Source organism: Thermomonas paludicola (assembly GCF_024498955.1).
Lineage (GTDB): Bacteria > Pseudomonadota > Gammaproteobacteria > Xanthomonadales > Xanthomonadaceae > Thermomonas > Thermomonas paludicola.
Genome location: NZ_CP093311.1, coordinates 1,163,525 through 1,182,079, shown reverse-complemented (window position 1 = coordinate 1,182,079; position 18,555 = coordinate 1,163,525). Strand labels below are relative to the sequence as shown.

Sequence of the window (18,555 nt, the reverse complement as noted above, 5' to 3'; positions counted from 1 at the left end):
GCGTTGGTATGCCCCAACATGAGACCATCCTCAGCCACCACTGAATTTGCTATCCACGTCAAGCCTGCCGGGCATGTGCTTGCTCAGGATTCCGGTGGTGAAGCGGTCTTGCTGGACCTTGCCGGCGAGCGTTATTTCGGTCTGAACAAGGTCGGCACACGAATTTGGCAGTTACTGGAGCACACATCATCGCTTTCCGAAGTGTGTCGTGTCTTGTGTTCCGAATTTGATGCCCCACCCGAGCGTATCGAACAAGACCTGCGTGCATTGATCGATCAGCTGCGTGATGTCGGCCTGATCACGGTGGAATGAACCCGACGCAACGCCTGCGGCAATGGCGGCAATTGCCGCCTGACATGCGCCGTCAATTCTGGATGTTCTGCGCTGGGTTGCCGGTGATCTCGGCCAGCCTGCGCGCACTGGGTTACCGGCGCACACTCGCCTGGGTGGATCGCTGGAGCCACGCAACCGTACTGCGCGCGCCCACCGCTGCGGATATCGCCTACGGGCAGCAACTGGCCCGCGCGGCTGCGCTGGCAGGTCGGCACGGGCTGGTGCATGCCACCTGCCTGCGGCAAGCCTTGATGGTGTATGGATTATTGCGCCGCCAAGGCTTGTCCCCAGCCCTCAAGCTGGGGGTGCGCCGGCAAGGCGCAATGCCGGACATGCATGCCTGGGTCTCATTGGATGGCATTGCGCTGGGCGAACCGACGCTGGCGCATGACGAATTCCCAACATCCACCGGCAGCACTCCGCGCTAACCGTCACAACCAGCCCGCATGACCACGCAGACTTTCCCCCGCCCCCAATTGCATCTGCACGCCGCAGCGCCACAGCCCGTGGATACCACTGCGCCCCTGCACCAATGGATACTTCCGGACGGCAGCCCGTGGTGCGTGGTGCATCGCGTGGGCGACGCCTATCGCATGCGCTTTCCCGGCATGGCCGATTTCATCGTTCGCGTCAGTGGAATGATTGATGGCTATCCGGTGGATGGCATCGATACCCCCACCGCCCAGCACCTGTTTGCGAACCAAGTACTGCCAGCCGCCCTGAGTCTGCAACATCGCGCGGTTTTCCACGCGAGTGCCTTGTCAATGCACGGCGCTGCAATCGCCTTTCTGGGCGAAAGCGGGCGCGGCAAGTCCACGTTGGCCACGTTTCTGGCCCGACGTGGTCATCCGCTTTTGACCGATGACGGGCTGGAACTGCGCGAAGATGACGGCGCTCTGATGGCCATTCCCAACCAACCTTCGATCCGGCTTTGGGAAGACAGTCGCGATGCGCTGCTTTCGGTAGAGGCCATACCGATGCCCGCCGTGAGTTACACCACCAAGGAACGCTTCCACGCCGCGGACTGGCTGCCGCTATGCACGCAACCGGTGCCGATGCAGCATGCGTTCTTTCTAGGCGACGGCACGGCATCGTCCGTCACGATTACCCCACTCTCGCCCCAGCAAGCGCACTTGGCGTGGGTCAAGCACACCTTCCTGCTGGACGTGCACGACAAAGACACCATGCGCCGGCATTTCCACCAGGTCGCAGCTTTGGCGCAACGCGGCATCAGCTACCAGTTGGATTATCCGCGCCGCTATGACTGGCTGCCGCAGGTAGAAAGCGATCTTCTCGCCCTGATTGCACGCTAAGCAGCAGTGGGCCTAACCGCCAAGGGCCCGGCAAGCACCCACCCACAGGCGGCGGGCATAGGCGATCATCAAGCCAAGCCACCCCTGCACGCCGTAGCGATAGCGCATGAACGAAGGCGGCGGCAATAATTTGCGCCACATCCAAGGCAACCGTTGCTGCCACCGCAATGCCGCCCAATGCGCGCGATCCAGCGCGCCCCGCTGCGAGAGCGCACCGATATGCCAGTGCTCTGCTTCCCCCTGCTGATGCAGGGTCGCAAGCAAGTCTTCCGGCAACGGCGTGTGCAATACCGCGTGACAGGCTGCCAGCCCGTCCAGACAAGGCTGGGTGATGGCCTTTTGCTTGCATAGCTCCAGAAATGCGCGCCAATCCGCGGCGACACACGCACGAGCGAGCAGGTGGATGTCATACAGCCAAATCAAGCGGTTCTGTCGCCCGGATGATGCATTGGCCACGCGATGCAGCAAGGCATGCGCCAACGCATGCACGCGCCCCAAACCACATGCGCCAGTGGCCAGCGCAGGCAGTGGCACGGCCGTGGCCAACAATTCCGAAAATTCAAATCCCTGTGCCAGGCGCGCATGGTTGAGCAAGCGCCAATGCAAGTCCACCTCGTGATCATGCCGAGAGGCGAAATGCAATGTTGCCTCGAAGCCGGAAGATTGCGCTGGCCAGACGCCGTCAGCAAGGCGATAACCATTCGCCAGAAGCGCAGCAACGGCAACCTCTGCTGCAGCAACGTCCGGTAAAAGCAGATCCACGTCCACCCCGGGACGTTGCACGGGGCTGGGATACAGCCAGTATCCAAGGGCCATTCCCTTGAGAACCAATACGGGAATATCGGCTTCCTGCAACACACCCAGTACATGCCTGGCGCGCGCGCGCCGCGACAATTCCAGCATCGACAGCGCCTTGGCGTGCCCACGAAGCGCCGCGGTCACGGGCACCAAAGCGGCGGGCTGCAAAGTGGCATCCATCGCCAGACACTGCGCCAGCAAGGCTGTTACGCCTTCCTTCTCCGCACATTGCAACAGACCATCAACAGTCCCCGGAATCGCTTCGGCAAGGCGCTCCAATGCCTCACCGGCCAGCGCATCTGCACACCAGCGCACAGTCGGATCGGCAAGGGTTGGCTGGACGGAGCTCACTCGCCGTAATAGCCGCGATACCAGCGCACGAAATTCGCCACCCCTTCTTCCACCGGCACCACGGGGCGATAGCCCACGTTGGCGATCAGGTCGGACACGTCGGCCTCGGTGTCGGGCACGTCGCCAGGCTGCAGCGGCAGCATCTCCATCACCGCCTTGCGGCCCAGGCAGTCCTCCAGCACCTCGATGTAGTGCAGCAGCTCCACCGGCTGCTCGTTGCCGATGTTGTAGAGGCGGTAAGGCGCCACCCCGCTGGTGGCCGGGTCCGGGCGCTCGCCCGACCAGTCCGGGTCCTTGCCCGGCACCCGATCCAGCGTACGCACGATGCCTTCCACGATGTCATCGACATAGGTGAAGCTGCGCTTGTGGTGGCCGTGGTTGAACACCCGGATCGGCTTGCCTTCCAGGATCGCGCGGGTGAACAGGAATAGCGCCATGTCCGGCCGGCCCCATGGCCCATACACGGTGAAGAAGCGCAGCCCCGTGCACGGAATGCCGTACAGATGCGCGTAGCTGTGCGCCATCTGCTCGTTGGCCTTCTTGGTGGCCGCGTACAGGGTCAGTGGATGCTCGGCCGGCGCATGCTCGGAAAACGGCATCGCCCGGTTCGCGCCGTACACCGAACTGGTGGACGCATATACAAGATGCTGCACGCCGTGGTGGCGGCATCCCTCCAGGATGTGCAGGAAGCCAGTGACGTTGCTCTGCACGTACACATGCGGGTTCTCCGCCGCATAGCGCACCCCCGCCTGCGCGGCCAGATTCACCACCCGCTGCGGCCTGTGGGTGGTGAAGACCTGCTCCACCGCCACGCGATCGGCCAGATCCGCAGCGATGTGGGTATAGCCCGGCTTGCCCAGCAGCCGAGCAAGCCGCGCCTGCTTGAGGCTGACGTCGTAGTAATCGTTGAGGTTGTCGAGTCCCACCACCTCGTCGCCCCGCGCCAGCAGCACCTGCGCCACGTGCGACCCGATGAAGCCGGCGGTGCCGGTCACCAGCACCTTCATGCTTGCCCCTCCACATGAATGAATGCAGCGGGACTGGGGTTGTGTAAGGACGTCATGGAACATTACTCCGAATAAAAGACAGGGCCATCTGCCCGCTCGGCAAGGAATTCAAACGCCAGTGTCCGCTGCAACCCTTCATGAAGCGAACAAGGAGGCGTAAACCCCGATGCCGCAGCTGCGCTGGCAAATCGGGTAGTCGCACAAAATTTCTTGACGCGAATCCGGCTGATGGGGAATTTCCGTCCCGTGACCGCAGCCAAACAATCAAACGAGGCACCGATCAAATAGCCGACCACATACGGCAGACGCTGCACGAAGCCCGGCTTTCGGTCCAGTGTGGAATACACAAGGCCAACGAGCTCGTTCATTGACATGTCCGGCTTGTCAACATAATTGACGACGCGCACCCCCACTTCCGAAGCGAGGCAGAACTCGAGGAACGCGGCCACGTTTTCCACATACGCCATCGATTTGTAGTTGCCGCCATCACCCACCATCAAAAACCGCCCGCGGGCAATCTGGTTGAGCAGGTTGTAGACATTGCCACGGTTGCGCTCGCCGAAAATCACGGTCGGCCGCACGATCATCAGTGCACGGGATTGCGGCCCGCGCTGTTGCCATTCCCTGAAAACCACTTCCGCCTCGGCCTTGGTCCTGCCGTAATCGTTGAAGGGACGAATCGCGCCAGACTCATCCGTCTCCGACTTGGCAAAACCGTAACAGGCCACGGAACTCGTGAAAATGATGGTTTCCACCCCGGCATGTTCCGCAGCAGCGCATAAATTTCGTGCTCCCTGCACATTGACATCGTCGTACAGCGAACGTGGGCTGACATCATCGCGATGCTCTGCTGCCAGATGCACGATCGCCTTCGTTCCGGGCGGGATGGCGGCCCGCAGCGCGGCCGGATCGCGCACATCGGCCAGCGTGAAAGCATCGGGGAACGTGGCACTGGGCACCTTGTCGATGATGCGGAACGGCAGCCCCGCCGCAACCAGTCGCTGGCAAAACCGGGTGCCGACGAAACCCGCCCCCCCTGTCACCACGATCATGTCAGCACCTCCATCGATCCAGCATCGGCGGGCGACAAGCCCATGATGCGCGCCATGTCATCGTTGACGATCCGGGTATCGAACCGCCGTTCGGCATACTCGCGGCTGCAGCGGCCCATCGCGGCGCGCTGTGCCGGATCGCGCGCAAGCTGCAGCATCGCATCGGCAAGGCGGTCGGCGTCCCGCAAGGGGACGAGGATGCCATTGCGGCCGGCATCCACGGTTTCCCTGCACCCCGGCGCATCGGTGGTCACGACCGCCAAACCACAGGCCATGGCTTCCAGCGTGCTGCGCGGCACGCCTTCGCGATAAGATGGCAGCACGAACACGTTCGCCTGCGCCAGCCATGGCCTGACGTCACGTACCGCACCCGGCCATTCCACGATCCCGCCGTCCACATACACCGCCAGTTCATCTGTCCGCAACGAGGTGGGGTTCGGATCGATCTGACCGACCAACAGAAAGCGGGCTTCTGGCTGCTGCTGCTTGACCATCCGGGCAGCCTGCAGATATTCCCTGACCCCCTTGTCGGCCACCAGCCTGCCCACCATCACGAATACCGGCGACACCGGCTGGGCAGCGGCAGGCCGGTAGTGCGCCACTTCAACCCCGGATCCGGACACCACATGCGCCTTGGTCGCCGGGCAAATTCCGGCGGTCACCAACTCATCGCGGTCATCCGTGTTCTGAAAGATCACTGCAGTGGCAGCTCCGAACGCGGCTTTGTACAGCCGCCCCATCACGAACTTGACCAAACGACGCCGAAAAGAGGCAGCACCCGGCTCCGGCGTGAAGGCGTAGCCGAGGCCACCGACGAGGCAGTGGCGGCGCTCAATACCGGCAAGGGCGGCGGCAAGCGTCACCCAGATCACTGGCTTGGCATTGTTTGCCAACACCACATCAGGACGCTTCCGCAACAACAACCACCATATTCTGAAAAAATTCATGCCGTCCCGAAACGGATTGAGACCGGTGGCATCGATTGCATAACTGGCAGCGTCGATACCGAAACCGCGTAACTCGTCGGAATGTGACTGCGACAATTTTGGAGCCCAGGCAGACACCCGGCATCCACGCTGAACAAGCGCCCGCATCAAGGGCAGCCGAAGTCCGATAAGGTAATCCGCATTCGTATGAAACAGAAAAATATTCATTTTTATCCGCGATGCGCAAACGCACGAAAATCAAGCTGCAGGACTTATCAAACCTTTGTCACCATGCGTACGCTTCGATAACGACAGCGCCAAGAGAACCCAGAAAATCGTGAACCGACTGCCATTATGAGTAAGTCCGTACAACATGGGCGGGAATGCTGCAACCATGACCCCTACGAAACCATCCCTGTAAAACAATCGTCGACCCCATATCAGCAAAAAAATTACAAACAGAAATCCAACCAAGAACCCGAAATTCGAAAAGTAACTTGCCACCGTACTATGCACTTCATGCCCGACGATATTTTTTACACGCTGGCTCCCGAATCCAACCAGGAATTCGGAAGCACCCGCGTCCATAAGAATCGAATACCCGCGCTCGGCCATCGAGTCATCATCCTGCGTCCCCATATCCTGTAATCGCTTCACAAACTTGTAATCACCAAGCGCTCCGGAATCGTACTGTGAAACCAGCACCACCGTCAGGACGCCAACCATCACCAATCCGATCAAAACCCGCGATCGCTTCCAACCCAGAGAAAAAGCGATAGCCACGATCCCCGCCGCACATGCCAGCATGGCCGCCTTCGATAGCGAGGCAATCGCGAGAAAGACGACACCCGCAAGCATGCCCCCGAGCATCAACCGCCCAATCACGCCCCGCAAGTACAGCAACCCCACCAATGACAACATGCAAACCGAAAAATAGCCAAGCTGATTCGGATTATTGAATGTCCCAACTGACCTCCACGCGCCATCGCTTCCGATGGTTGCCCCGTATCCGAAATAATAAACGCCAGCCACCGCAATCAATTCAGCCGCAACCAACCCCATCCAAAGGAAGCGCACAGACCTGGGATCATCGAGCCACGTCCTCAATGAGACAAACGCCAGCCATGTAAATATTCCATAAAACACAGGAGTCACGAGCTCGAAGGATGCGTAGTAAACAGCGGTATAACCATCCCGCAGCACCATCATGAATGACAGCACGGTCAACAAAATGCCAGGCAGGTCCAGCCGAAGCCCACGCAGCGCCAGAACGGCAACGAAGCCAACCGCCAGGAGCACGTGGGATACCTGCATGCCGCCAGATTCCCATAAATATACGGGAGCCAGCGCCAGACCCATCGCCACCCATATCGAGACAACGGCATGCTTGCTCAACAGGACCTTCATTCGAACTCCTCGCAGGCACAACTACCGGACATTAGCGACCCTCTCTTTGATCATCGCCAGCACCTGCAGTGCCTGCAATTTTCTTGAAAATCGCGAAACCGCCGCGTCATTCGGACGAAACCAATCGTGATCATTGCCCGCAAGCAATAATTGCAACTGCTGCTTCATCAGGTCAACACTTCCGCCAACCGCAATCCCGCACCCCGTTTCCCGCAACACTCTTGCGATGGCGGAATCACCGGCGCTTCCGATGCTCAGAATCGGCCGCTGCAATGCGAGGTATTCAAATAATTTTCCGGTGAGCATGCCCGCCGCCTCGGCGTTCGCACCTTCGAGCAGCAGCAGCATGGAAGCGCCGGCCTGTGCAGACAGGGCTTCTTGCCATGTCACATGCCCGCAGATTCGAACCCACTTATCCACCCCAAATTGACTGATCGCGTCTTCCAACCACGGATCGCGCGGGCCGTAGAAGTCAACGCGCAACGCACCCGGCTGCAGTCGCCCCTCCCCGGACAGTTCCGCCAATGCCTGAAACAAAGGCCGCGGGTCCCGCGTATCGCGATACAGCCTGCCCGTATAGACCAGCACGGGCTTGTCGTTGACCAACGGCCTGATCGTATCCAACACATCCGGGTCGAACCCGTTGGGGACTACCTCGACACGGCGGCCGTGCATCCGCCGCAACGCATCCGCAAGCTCGTCGGACACCGTGGTAAATGCATCCGCAGCCTGCATGGTCTTGCATTCCAGCACGCGCTCCCGGTGCCTCGCCGCCACCCCCAAAGCAAACAGATGATTTTCGCTCCACAAATCGCGATAATCCGCAATCCAGTGCAGCGAGGGCTTTGCCGCTTTCATGCGGGCTGCGATCATGTGCGCACCTCGTGGACCGTGCGTGCTGGCCACCACGTCCACTTGTTCCAGCAGCGACGGCAACACCTGCTGGGCATCACGCACCCAACGATCCCGCACATCCAGAACGACCCCAAGGTGTCGGCTCCCGAAATCACGGACTCGCTTCATTGCCCGCAGAATCGCCCCATGCATGGTGGGTTTTGCCAGCGCGGCTTTCGGGCCCACCTCCACCACCCGCACCCCCGGAAGCTCCGGCAGCACCAGCGTCAGCGGTGCGTCGTATGCCTGCTTGGCCGCCGTCAACACCACCACCTCGGCACCCGCCTGCGCCCAGTATTTTGCCCATGCATAGGCACGCTGCGTGCCGATGGCATTGCGTGGCGGCCAGTTGTAGGTGACGAGGCAAATCCTTGGCCGTGCGTTCACGTCAATTCCTGTGCAATGAGGTCCGCTGCGTTGCCACTGCCATACAGACCTGTACTGAATTGCACGTCTGATCGCGTCGCTGCGATGGCGGCGGCAATGGCATCACGGTTGGCACCCACCAGCATGTTGTAGCTCTGCGCAACCAGCTCCACCCATTCCGTTTCGTCACGCAGGGTGATGCAGGGCTTGCGGTTGAAATAGGCCTCTTTCTGCACGCCACCCGAATCCGTGACCACAGCGCGGCAGTTGGCCAGCAACCAGAGCATTTCGAAATAGCCGACGGGTGGAACGATCCTGATTGCAGCAGCGATTTCGATCCCGTATTCACTGATCGCCTGCCGCGTGCGCGGATGCAGCGGCAGGACCACCGGCCACTGCGAAGTGCCAAGCCCGGCGATTATCCCAGCAAGACGCTCGCGCGTATCCGTGTTTTCGGCGCGATGGATGGTGCACAGGACAAACTCGGATGCCGTGCCAACCATATCTCCAAACCAGTCTGGCCGAACGGAGCGCTCCCGGTAGTGCAGCATCGCGTCATACATTACGTCGCCGACCAGCTTGACTTGCGGCCCACTGATGCCCTCCCGTGCAAGATTGTCCATCGCGACCGTGGTCGGCGCGAACAACTGCGTGGAACTGTGATCGACCAGGATACGGTTCACCTCTTCCGGCATTCTCCGATTGAATGAACGCAAGCCGGCCTCGACATGTGCCACGGGGATATGTAACTTGACTGCCGCCAGTGCCCCCGCAAGTGTCGAATTCGTATCTCCATAGACCAGCACACGATCCGGGCGCACGATCAGAAGAATTTCTTCGATTTTTTCAAGCTGCTGGCCGGTCATGGCGCCATGCAGGCCGCCGCCAACGCCCAGGTTATAGGCTGGATGCGGAATCTCCATTTGCTCGAAGAAAACATCCGACATTCCCCAGTCGTAATGCTGCCCGGTGTGAACCAGAACTTCACTCAACCCTGCCTTCGCCAGAGCCCTTGATACGGCCGCCGCTTTGACAAACTGAGGCCGCGCCCCCACAACAGTTACCACCTTCAGCATTTTGCACTACTCCTCAAGCCGCCTGATCATCCACCTTAGCTTCATCCAGTTTTTTGATCGGCCGTGCCGGCACTCCCGCCAGCAATAGCCCGCCATCCGGATAACTTTTGTTCACCACTGCTCCCGCCGCCACGATGCTTCCGGCACCAAGGCGTACACCAGGCAGAATGACAGCCCCCATTCCTATCCAGCATCGCTCACCGAGCACAACGTCCTGGCCCGCAACATGTGAATCGAGATCAAGCAGATCATGGTTCGACGTTATGATTCCAACATTCGGCGCAATGTAAGTCCCGCGTCCGATCACGATTTTTGCGGAAAAATTCTGCAAATAGACTCCCGGAGACTGAAAATTATTCAAGTCATCCGGATGAAAAACGATGTTGGATGGATTGGAGATTGTACAGGTCAATGCCGTTGGCCATGGCATTGGCCGACCAAGCCTGAGGATATTTTTGGACCACGCCGATCTGATTGCCCAAACGTAACCTCCAAGACCGCCATCAAAATGACGTCCTGTTAAATACTCGCGCCTGAAAAACAACAACAATCCGAGCCGCACCACCGGAGATGTCGCTCTGAACAAGACCCGCACGACTTTTCGTAGCTTCATAAAATTGCTCTCACCGCCCAATTGACTGCCAAGCCGGCCAATAACCAGAATAAAAGCGGGCGGATTGCCCCCTTGACAACGCGGGCAACATTCATCCCACCAATACCAGCCACTCTGTAGAAAATCACGCAGCACAACAGATAAAAGATTCCGCCCGACAGCGCGAATATTTCCGCCAATTCGCTGCGCGACCATTCATAAGCAATCAGCATTGCACCGACGCGCAACACAAGTCCGGTGATCGTCACTGCCAACATCTGCCGCTGCCGGCCCGTGACATGCATCACCATCGACACCGGCGACGCCAGGAACTGCAATATGAACCACGGCGTCATCCACGCCACCAGCTCGCCAGCACGCGCCCAGTTTTTACCGAACAATATCCCCGCCAGCGGCCCCGCTACCAATGCAGCAAACAGCAGCGGCCCGACGCCGGTTTTCAGCAACCCCCCAAGGATTCTTGCCGTAAATTCCCCCAACCTGCCGGCACGCAATTCTTCCGGCGCGTGCGCAAGGAACACCTGCGCAACAGACCCCCCCACCAGGGACATGGGGGCCGCCATCACCCTGGTCGCCAGCATCAAATAACCGGCCTCCGGGCCGATGGCCAATGCCGCAATCAGGATGACTGGCACCTGGCTGCCCGCAGTATTGGCCAAAGCTTCCAGCGCCGAATATTTCGGAAACCGGGAATATTGCCGCAGAACCACGCGCATGGAGGCCGGTGCCACTGCATGCAGCGCGGCGCGGTCGTGCTTCCATGCATCCCGCGCCAGCCCCACGAATCCCGCGCCGCCGCTGAACATGTGGCCCAACAACAGCCCGAGCGGGCCAGCGCCAAGCGCACCTGCGATGCCCTGCAATCCCACGCCTCCCAATGCCTGGGTCATGCGCGTACGGGCAATGCGAGAGAATTTTTTCTTGCGCGTGGACCAGAACTGGAATGCCGCATACGCGCTTGCCAGCCACATGCCCACCGGAACCATCCAGATATAGGGCGAAAACGCGGGGACGCGTAACGCCGCAGTGATCTGCCCGTGGAACAGCAAGACTCCCAACGCAACCAGCAGCGACAGCACCAGGCCACTGGCTAGAGACAGCGCCAGCAGGTTTGCTGCGTCCTCGTCGCGCTCCGGCAAGGGAATGGCGATTTCAAGACGCAGGCAAGCGACTACGGAAAGAATGCCCAGCAGCGATGCGTAGACCGCAAGTACGCTGAATTCCGCCGGGGTATACAACCGCGTCAGCACCGGCAGCGCCAGCACCGCCAAGCCCTGTGCAAACGCCGTTCCTCCCACCAGCGTGCCGACCGAATGCAGCAGCCCGCCACGCTCCCCCAGGCGCGCCTTGACGGCCCGTTTCAATCTTCCGATCGGCACGGGCTAGCCCTTGACCAATCTAGCCACCACGCGTTCGCAATCCCCAGCCGCAAGATACGGATGCATTGGCAGGCTGATGACCTGCTGCGCCGCCAGATCCCCATGCGGAAGGATTGCGGAGGTATCCGCTACCGCAGGTTGTTTGTTCAGGGGCAGCGGATAATGAATCGCCGTAGGGATGCCGGCATCGTTCAATGCCTGCTGTACCTTCGGCCTGTTTTCCACACGAATCGTGTATTGCGCCCAGGCACTGGCGTTGTGACTCTCCACTTGCGGAGGCTCGATGCCTGCCCTTCCCAGCAGGGACGTATATTCATCCGCCACATGCTGCCGTGCCGCCAGCTCATCGTCCAGAATATCCAGCTTAGAAAGCAGGATTGCGGCCTGCAATGTATCCAGCCGGCTGTTCATGCCAATGCGGACATGGTGGTAGCGTTTCTCCTGTCCGTGACGGGCGACCTGCCGCATGATTTTTGCCAAGCCGTCGTCGCTGGTGAAGATGGCACCGCCATCGCCATAGCAGCCCAAAGGCTTGCTGGGGAAAAAACTGGTGGTGGCGATGGTGGTGAGGTTGCAGCTTTTACGGCCCTTGTAGCGGGCGCCAAAGCTCTGTGCGGCATCCTCGATCACGATGATGCCATGCCGCGCAGCAATGGCGTTGATGGCGTCATAATCCGCGCACTGGCCATAAAGGCTGACCGGAATGATGGCCTTGGTACGCGGGGTGATGGCCGCCTCCAGCAAGGCGGGGTTCAGATTGTAGGTCTTCGGGTCGATATCCACATAGACGGGTTTCGCTCCCAACACCGCAGCGGCCTCGGCCGTGGCGATGTAGGTGAACCCGGGCGTGATGACTTCATCGCCCGGGCCAATGCCAATCGCCATGAGGGCGATCTGCAATGCATCAGTACCGTTTGCGCAGCTGATGCAATGCTTCGCCCCGGTATAGGCAGCCAATTTCTCCTCCAGTTCAGCCACTTCGGGTCCCAGGATGTACTGCCCATGGGCCAGCACGCGGGAGATACCGGCGTCGATCTTGTCCTTGATCCGGGTTTGCTGGGCCTTCAGGTCGATGAAGTCCATCGTCATGCCATCCCCTGCATTTTCAAGAAGTACTGAGCCATATGCTCATCACCAGCAGCGATCACATAATCCATCACCGATTTCCCGAACACGTCGCGTGCGGCCACATCCGCACCCGCATCTATCAGAAAATCCAGCAATCGATAGTCTGCCCCCGCCTGGTTCAGCAGCTTCGTCTTCGCATACATGAGCACCGTTGTTCCCTTTCGCCCAGCGGCCGAAGCATTTGCACCGCGGGACAACAATTTCTCCACAACCGGCAAATGCTGATTGTAGGAAGCGACAATCAGAGGCGTCCAATAATTGTCATCACGAGCCTCAATGAAGGATGGACTCGAATCAAGTATCTTTCCTACGCGCTCAGGCAATCCAGAAGCGCACGCGTCGAACAGAGAAGAAACCGTCTGACGGCAGAAGTGCCTAGCGCGCCATGCTGGAAACATGCCGACGGCATCCCACTTCTGCCGGGCCGTCATCGGCTCATTTTTCCGCGGCCTGTCAATAGGCTGGCGCGGAACAAGACCACCATCGGCAATAATACGCAACAATCGCCGAAGGGCCAATCGTTGCAACGCATAGCCGTTTTCAATCACAACCTCGATCGAGTCCTCCGGACCGATCATGGTCTCATCAAACCAAATCTGATGACCCGCATCGACACGCCCATCGATGAAGTGAGTCGTAACGCCGACCGGCACATCTTGTTTAACGGAATAAAAGAATGCATCGAGCCCGGATGTCTCCGGAATCTTTCCGGGGTGAAAATTGATGACCCCTTGATCAAAAATACGAATGACTTTCGACGGAATAATTCGTGCACCTCCAATGATGCCGAGCGTGCATCCGGAGCCACGAACAATTTCACCTATGCGCACCGAGTCGCCGTGCTCGACGCTATGGAAATCGACACCAAGTCGCGTGCACAATTCACGCATATCCGGAGCAGAAGGATGCACCAATGATCGAGAAAAATAACTCCCTTCATCGCTGTGCTGCAAGATTTTCTTCGGGGCTGCTAGAACCGAAATATCCCTCAATCCCGCAGCAACCAATTCAAGCAAAAAATCACTTGATTTTCGGTGCGGAAAATCATAGGCGAACAGCGCAATCGCCTTTCCCGCGGAAGCATCAGTCATCACACAGTTCCCGCGCTCGCGGATGAATATCCCCGCGCCCGAGATCGATAGCTGCAGCCCGGATGGAAGACACCGTCTCTATCGCAACCCGGTTCTCCTCCAGCCCGAAGCCGCGCCCGGCCAGAATTTCCTCGTAACTGCGAACATGCAGATCTGTGAATCCACCGGAGAATTCGATTTCCTCGCCGTCCACCGTAATAGACCGATAGGTACGCTGCCCCGCCTCAAGCGCTGCCTGCGGCACGTCCTCCATATCCACGGACAAGAACCAACGCACGCGGGCATGCTCGTATTCCAGATACCCAGCCGCCTTGGTCGCGGTGGACAGATGCACCACGTTGCCTTGCAGGGCACCGAAAATATAGTGCAGCATGTCGAAGAAGTGCACGCCGATGTTGGTGGCGATGCCGCCCGATTTGCTCACATCCCCCTTCCAGCTGCGCAGATACCATTTGCCGCGCGAGGTGATGTAGGCCAGATCCACTTCGTGCTTGCGATCCCTGGGGCCAGTCTGCACTTTTTCCCGCAGCGCGACGATGGATGGATGCACGCGGAGTTGCAGGATGGTGTTGACCCTGCGTCCTGTATCGCGCTCGATTTCCAGCAACCCGTCAATGTTCCAGGGATTCAACACCAACGGCTTCTCGCAGATGGCATCGGCACCGGAGCGCAGCGCAAAACGCATGTGCGCATCATGCAGGTAGTTCGGAGAGCAGATCGAAACGAAATCGACCGCGCCGCCATTGTTGGCACGCCGGCGCTTGTCGAGATGTCGGTCAAAGCGTTCGAATTCGGTGAAGAAATCGGCGTCTGGAAAATGACTATCGATGATCCCGACCGAATCGTTCGGATCATAGGCCGCTACCAGTATGTTTCCGGTGGCCTTGATCGCCTGCATGTGGCGGGGCGCGATATAGCCGGCGGCGCCGATCAGCGCAAAATTCTGCATTCGCGAATCTCTCATGTTGTTGACGATTACAACCTTGCATCCACCGCATCGCGCGGCAGCACGTACTTCACGTCAAACACCACGCTGCCTTCGGGCTTGCCCAAGGCGCGTACGCCCTGCCCGCCCAGTGCGCAGAACTGGTGGTGTCCCACCGCCACGATCACGGCGTCGTAAGCACCCTGCTCCGGTGCGGCGCTCGGCGTGATGCCGTACTCGTGCTGCGCCTCGGCGGCATCCACCCAGGGGTCATATACCTCCACATTGGCGTTATAGCCGCGCAGGGTTTCGATGATGTCCACCACGCGCGTATTGCGCAGATCCGGGCAGTTTTCCTTGAAGGCCAGGCCCAGAATCAGAATGCGCGCGTTCACCGGGTTGATGGACTTGCGCAGCATCAGCTTGATGACTTGATCGGCAACGAACGGGCCCATGCCATCGTTGGTGCGGCGGCCGGCCAGGATCACTTGCGGGTGGTGGCCGACTTCCTGTGCCTTGTGGGTCAGGTAATACGGGTCAACACTGATGCAGTGGCCGCCCACCAGGCCGGGGCGAAATGGCAGGAAGTTCCATTTGGTGCCGGCAGCCTCAAGCACGTCCAGGGTGTCGATGCCCAGCTTGTTGAACAGGATGGCGAGGTCATTGACCAGGGCGATGTTGAGGTCGCGCTGGGTGTTTTCGATGACCTTGGCAGCCTCGGCCACCTTGATGGTGGGCGCCTTGTGGGTGCCGGCGGTGATGATGCTGGCGTACAGGGCGTCCACGAAATCGGCCGTCTGCGGGGTGGAGCCGGAGGTCACCTTCTTGATGGTGGTGACGCGGTGGGCCTTGTCGCCGGGGTTGATGCGTTCGGGGGAGTAGCCGATGGCGAAGGTGTTCTCGCCAGCAAGAGCCACCCCTCCCCGGCCCTCCCCTCCGCGCTGCGCGCGCAAGGGAGGGGGAAGAGCGGGGTTCCCGCTTTCGCGGGAATGACGAGCCTCGGCCTCTTCGCGGGAGTGACGGGCATTGAACGTCAGGCCGGACACGCGTTCAAGGATGGGCACGCAGACTTCTTCGGTGCAGCCGGGATAGACGGTGGATTCGTAGATCACGGTGTCACCGGGCTTGAGCACCTTGCCGATGGCTTCAGAGGCCTTGACCAGCGGCGTCAGATCCGGGCGTTTGGCGGCGTCGATGGGAGTGGGAACCGTGACGATATAAACATTGCAGGCAGCAGTGTCACCGAGCGTATCGGTGAACGTGAGCTTGCTCGCCTCGGCCAGCAGCTCCGGTTCCACTTCCAGGGTACTGTCCCTGCCGTGCCGCAGCTCGGTGATGCGGGCAGGGTTGATGTCGAAGCCGATGGTGGCGTACTGCTTGCCGAATTCCACCGCCAGCGGCAGGCCCACATACCCCAGGCCGACGATGGCGATACGGGCATCTTGAAGTTGCGTCATTTCATGGTTCTCAGGGTTGATACGCTCAGCGTCGTCGAGGGCGCATCTTGCTGGCGCACGCCCTGTTCGGCATCCAATTCGTTTTGCAGGTGCTGGATTTCCACCCGCAGGGTGTCGTATTCGCGCATCTTTCGTTCCAGGAAGCGCCGGGTCAGCCGTGCCTTGGCGTCGATGCCGTGCGGCGTCAGCAAATAGGCGTAACCCAGCTTGTGCGGGCTGCGGCTGAAGTTGCCGGCCTTCACCCAGCCTTTGTCGATCAGGGCTCGCAGGACATAGTTGATTTTCCCCAGCGAAACGCCAGTATGGCGTGCCAGATCGCGCTGGCTGAGCTGTGGGGAGTCCGCCAGACGCCGCAGGATGGCCACGCTGAGTTCGTCGGTGGGATGCGTCACGGGGATGTTCAACCATTGAACAGGAGCAGCAACTTACTGCGCTCGGCGGAAAATCGCAAGGCAACGCGGGGCAACTGCGCGCGCAACGATCAAGCAAGCAGCTGCGATGGACGGGCAGTCAGGCCAGCTGAGAGGGGCGGCGTCGCGTGGCGGGTTCACGGGGCGTTGCAACAGCAACGCTGGCCAGCATCACCCCGGCCACTGCGGCCGTGGTCGCCATCAGGGTGAGCGTGCGCAGCGGATAATCGGCCCAGGAATGCGCCAGCACGGCGCACAGCGCGGCAAATCCCGCGCCGGCAAGCGCGGCACCGTGGCCCCGGCTTCGCAGGATCCGCCAGCCGGTCATGCCCAGCAACGCCAGCACGCCACCCAACACGAGCATGCCCAGCCAGCCTGTGCTCAGCCACCATTGCACGTATTCGTTGTGGGCGTGATTGACATAATTGGCCAGCCGCAGCTGCAGCGGCGCGGCCTGTTCAAACACCTCAACGAAACTTCCCACCCCGCTCCCCAGCGGCGCTTGTGCCTTGCCCGCCTCAACCGCCACTACCGCCATTGCATGGCGCTGCTCTTGGGCCTCATCTACCGCCATCCAGCCGAGCCCCGCGCGCACGCCAATGACGGCCAACAACACCGACGCCAAGGTCAGCGCAAGGGCACGCCGGCTGCGCAGGATTCGCATGGGCCGAACCAAACCGGTGATCAACAACGCAAGGCCCAGCGCAGGCAGCGCAATGGCCATGCCGGCGCGCGAAGTGGACAGCGGCACCATCAGCAGGAAACAGCCGGCCAAGGCCAGATACCACCCGTATCGGTGCGGATGCGCCTGCCCGTGGCGGGCGCGCAGGCGCGCATCGGCCGCCAGTCCCACGGAAAGCGCCATGCCGATGATGCAGGCAGTGGCCTGATGGTTCGTATTGGCAAGCAAGCCACCAAACCCGTTGCTGAAATCCTGATACAGGCGCAGAGGACTGTCAGGCGGCAGGCCGGCCTGGAAGAACGCGAAGACGACGTTGCAGGCGATCAGCACCACCACACCCTGCAGCAATCGACGACGCTGCCACGCGGGCAACGCGCACGCCGCCAGAAACGCGGCCAGCGCCGGCAGCAGCGCCCACAGGCTTCGTTCGGTGGCATACGGCGCCAGGCTCCAGTGCGGCGCCACGGTGACGCCTGCCACCGCCAGATCGGCAACCAGCGCGCCGCGCGCGGACGGCAGCGCCCAGATGTTTGTGGGCAGCGGCAGCAGTTGCAGCGCAGGCACGGCGGCAATCAGCAAGACTGCGGCCATGCCCCAGCGCACCGGCGGAGGCGTGTCCTGCTCGATCAGCACGATCACGGCCAGCAACAACACCGGCAGGGCGAGCAGTTGCAGCCATTCGTCAATCGACGTGTCATCCGCAGTGACGCCGCCACCCAGCCAACAGGCGACAAGCAACACCAGCAGTGCTGGCAGCAACAGGCGGCGGGCGGTATCGATCATCGGAAGATGGTGTTTGCTTCGGGCAAAAAGAAACAGGGCAGATCTTGCGACCTGCCCTGCATCATTCCAGCGCGATGGAACGCGCGGATCAGAAGTGGCGGATACCGGCGCTCAGCGGGCCAGCCGGCGTGTTGTTGCCGCCGCCGATCACCGCACCGGCCAGAACGCCCGCACCAATGATGATGCCGGCATTCATGCCACTGGCGTGCCCGCTGTTGGTCCACGCGGCTGCGCGGCACTCGCCGGGAACGGTGTAAACGCCAGGCTGGCGGAATTCGACCTTGCAACCATTGCTGAACATCGCAACGGCCGACGAACCGGCATTCACCATCACCTTCTCGCCGACGACCAAGGCCTGGCCGCTGTTGGCGGAGGCATAGTCACCACCCGTGCTGGTCATGACCGAACCGGAATCGACCTGCAGAGTGATGTTGTTGTTCTGATCCTGCGCATTGGCAGGCGCAGCGAAAACGGCAGAAACAGCAAGCAGGGCAGCGGCGTACTTGATCATGGCATCGTCCTTGGCAAGGCATTCAAACCGAATGCGTATGGGCAAACTAACAG

Annotated in this window: 19 protein-coding genes; 3 read left to right on the top strand and 16 right to left on the bottom strand. The window is 60.4% G+C overall.

Going from position 1 to position 18,555, the window contains the following annotated elements:
- Positions 1-18: 18 nt before the first annotated feature.
- From LIW09_RS05570 to LIW09_RS05560, 3 genes are all read left to right on the top strand, one after another.
- Entirely contained in the window at positions 19-312 is a 294-nt protein-coding gene (locus tag LIW09_RS05570; RefSeq protein WP_256646958.1) for a PqqD family protein, read from the top strand.
- On the top strand, positions 309-761 hold the full coding sequence (locus LIW09_RS05565; protein ID WP_256646957.1) for a lasso peptide biosynthesis B2 protein: 453 nt from the start codon (positions 309-311) through the stop codon (positions 759-761). Before LIW09_RS05570 ends, LIW09_RS05565 begins: the two co-directional genes overlap by 4 nt.
- A gap of 147 nt (positions 762-908) precedes the next feature.
- Positions 909-1,646 (top strand): phosphoenolpyruvate carboxykinase (ATP), encoded by a 738-nt coding sequence (locus LIW09_RS05560; protein ID WP_256646956.1) that lies wholly within the window; start codon positions 909-911, stop codon positions 1,644-1,646.
- A gap of 12 nt (positions 1,647-1,658) precedes the next feature.
- Here the strand turns inward: LIW09_RS05560 and LIW09_RS05555 are convergent, their stop codons facing one another.
- From LIW09_RS05555 to LIW09_RS05480, 16 genes are all read right to left on the bottom strand, one after another.
- A complete protein-coding gene (locus LIW09_RS05555) occupies positions 1,659-2,795 on the bottom strand; it encodes a nucleotidyltransferase family protein (protein WP_256646955.1) in 1,137 nt (378 codons plus the stop codon).
- Positions 2,792-3,802, bottom strand: coding sequence for an NAD-dependent epimerase (locus LIW09_RS05550; RefSeq protein ID WP_256646954.1), 1,011 nt, complete (start codon positions 3,800-3,802; stop codon positions 2,792-2,794). The genes LIW09_RS05555 and LIW09_RS05550 overlap by 4 nt, the downstream gene beginning before the upstream one ends.
- Before the next feature lie 62 nt (positions 3,803-3,864).
- Complete coding sequence (locus tag LIW09_RS05545) at positions 3,865-4,854, bottom strand: NAD-dependent epimerase/dehydratase family protein (protein ID WP_256646953.1); 990 nt, start codon at positions 4,852-4,854, stop codon at positions 3,865-3,867.
- On the bottom strand, positions 4,851-6,008 hold the full coding sequence (locus LIW09_RS05540; protein ID WP_256646952.1) for a glycosyltransferase family 4 protein: 1,158 nt from the start codon (positions 6,006-6,008) through the stop codon (positions 4,851-4,853). Before LIW09_RS05540 ends, LIW09_RS05545 begins: the two co-directional genes overlap by 4 nt.
- A gap of 30 nt (positions 6,009-6,038) precedes the next feature.
- Positions 6,039-7,187 carry a hypothetical protein gene (locus tag LIW09_RS05535; protein WP_256646951.1) on the bottom strand — a complete coding sequence of 383 codons (1,149 nt, stop codon included), beginning with the start codon at positions 7,185-7,187 and terminating at the stop codon, positions 6,039-6,041.
- A 21-nt stretch (positions 7,188-7,208) separates the two neighbouring features.
- Entirely contained in the window at positions 7,209-8,468 is a 1,260-nt protein-coding gene (locus tag LIW09_RS05530) for a glycosyltransferase (protein ID WP_256646950.1), read from the bottom strand.
- Complete coding sequence (gene wecB / locus LIW09_RS05525; protein WP_256646949.1) at positions 8,465-9,523, bottom strand: non-hydrolyzing UDP-N-acetylglucosamine 2-epimerase; 1,059 nt, start codon at positions 9,521-9,523, stop codon at positions 8,465-8,467. Before wecB ends, LIW09_RS05530 begins: the two co-directional genes overlap by 4 nt.
- A 13-nt stretch (positions 9,524-9,536) precedes the next feature.
- Positions 9,537-10,136 (bottom strand): acyltransferase, encoded by a 600-nt coding sequence (locus tag LIW09_RS05520; RefSeq protein ID WP_256646948.1) that lies wholly within the window; start codon positions 10,134-10,136, stop codon positions 9,537-9,539.
- On the bottom strand, positions 10,133-11,500 hold the full coding sequence (locus LIW09_RS05515; protein ID WP_256646947.1) for a lipopolysaccharide biosynthesis protein: 1,368 nt from the start codon (positions 11,498-11,500) through the stop codon (positions 10,133-10,135). Before LIW09_RS05515 ends, LIW09_RS05520 begins: the two co-directional genes overlap by 4 nt.
- Before the next feature lie 18 nt (positions 11,501-11,518).
- Positions 11,519-12,598 (bottom strand): DegT/DnrJ/EryC1/StrS family aminotransferase, encoded by a 1,080-nt coding sequence (locus tag LIW09_RS05510; protein WP_256646946.1) that lies wholly within the window; start codon positions 12,596-12,598, stop codon positions 11,519-11,521.
- Positions 12,599-12,600: 2 nt separating this feature from the next.
- The gene (locus LIW09_RS05505) at positions 12,601-13,734 is read right to left on the bottom strand and encodes an ankyrin repeat domain-containing protein (protein WP_256646945.1); all 1,134 of its coding nucleotides are present in this window, start codon (positions 13,732-13,734) and stop codon (positions 12,601-12,603) included.
- Entirely contained in the window at positions 13,727-14,683 is a 957-nt protein-coding gene (locus LIW09_RS05500; protein WP_256646944.1) for a Gfo/Idh/MocA family protein, read from the bottom strand. The genes LIW09_RS05505 and LIW09_RS05500 overlap by 8 nt, the downstream gene beginning before the upstream one ends.
- A 26-nt stretch (positions 14,684-14,709) precedes the next feature.
- Entirely contained in the window at positions 14,710-16,116 is a 1,407-nt protein-coding gene (locus LIW09_RS05495) for a nucleotide sugar dehydrogenase (protein ID WP_256646943.1), read from the bottom strand.
- The gene (locus LIW09_RS05490) at positions 16,113-16,508 is read right to left on the bottom strand and encodes a MarR family EPS-associated transcriptional regulator (protein ID WP_256646942.1); all 396 of its coding nucleotides are present in this window, start codon (positions 16,506-16,508) and stop codon (positions 16,113-16,115) included. Before LIW09_RS05490 ends, LIW09_RS05495 begins: the two co-directional genes overlap by 4 nt.
- Before the next feature lie 118 nt (positions 16,509-16,626).
- Positions 16,627-17,991 (bottom strand): O-antigen ligase family protein, encoded by a 1,365-nt coding sequence (locus tag LIW09_RS05485; RefSeq protein WP_256646941.1) that lies wholly within the window; start codon positions 17,989-17,991, stop codon positions 16,627-16,629.
- An 88-nt stretch (positions 17,992-18,079) separates the two neighbouring features.
- Positions 18,080-18,502, bottom strand: coding sequence for a hypothetical protein (locus tag LIW09_RS05480; protein ID WP_256646940.1), 423 nt, complete (start codon positions 18,500-18,502; stop codon positions 18,080-18,082).
- Between the last annotated feature and the right edge of the window lie 53 nt (positions 18,503-18,555).

Bases quoted from the DNA above. Each gene is read 5' to 3' on its own strand.
- LIW09_RS05570 (WP_256646958.1), top strand. From the start codon at position 19: ATGAGACCATCCTCAGCCACCACTGAATTTGCTATCCACGTCAAGCCT.
- LIW09_RS05565 (WP_256646957.1), top strand. From the start codon at position 309: ATGAACCCGACGCAACGCCTGCGGCAATGGCGGCAATTGCCGCCTGAC.
- LIW09_RS05550 (WP_256646954.1), bottom strand. From the start codon at position 3,802: ATGAAGGTGCTGGTGACCGGCACCGCCGGCTTCATCGGGTCGCACGTG.
- LIW09_RS05545 (WP_256646953.1), bottom strand. From the start codon at position 4,854: ATGATCGTGGTGACAGGGGGGGCGGGTTTCGTCGGCACCCGGTTTTGC.
- LIW09_RS05540 (WP_256646952.1), bottom strand. From the start codon at position 6,008: ATGAATATTTTTCTGTTTCATACGAATGCGGATTACCTTATCGGACTT.
- LIW09_RS05535 (WP_256646951.1), bottom strand. From the start codon at position 7,187: ATGAAGGTCCTGTTGAGCAAGCATGCCGTTGTCTCGATATGGGTGGCG.
- wecB (WP_256646949.1), bottom strand. From the start codon at position 9,523: ATGCTGAAGGTGGTAACTGTTGTGGGGGCGCGGCCTCAGTTTGTCAAA.
- LIW09_RS05520 (WP_256646948.1), bottom strand. From the start codon at position 10,136: ATGAAGCTACGAAAAGTCGTGCGGGTCTTGTTCAGAGCGACATCTCCG.
- LIW09_RS05510 (WP_256646946.1), bottom strand. From the start codon at position 12,598: ATGGACTTCATCGACCTGAAGGCCCAGCAAACCCGGATCAAGGACAAG.
- LIW09_RS05505 (WP_256646945.1), bottom strand. From the start codon at position 13,734: ATGACTGATGCTTCCGCGGGAAAGGCGATTGCGCTGTTCGCCTATGAT.
- LIW09_RS05500 (WP_256646944.1), bottom strand. From the start codon at position 14,683: ATGCAGAATTTTGCGCTGATCGGCGCCGCCGGCTATATCGCGCCCCGC.
- LIW09_RS05495 (WP_256646943.1), bottom strand. From the start codon at position 16,116: ATGACGCAACTTCAAGATGCCCGTATCGCCATCGTCGGCCTGGGGTAT.
- LIW09_RS05485 (WP_256646941.1), bottom strand. From the start codon at position 17,991: ATGATCGATACCGCCCGCCGCCTGTTGCTGCCAGCACTGCTGGTGTTG.
- LIW09_RS05480 (WP_256646940.1), bottom strand. From the start codon at position 18,502: ATGATCAAGTACGCCGCTGCCCTGCTTGCTGTTTCTGCCGTTTTCGCT.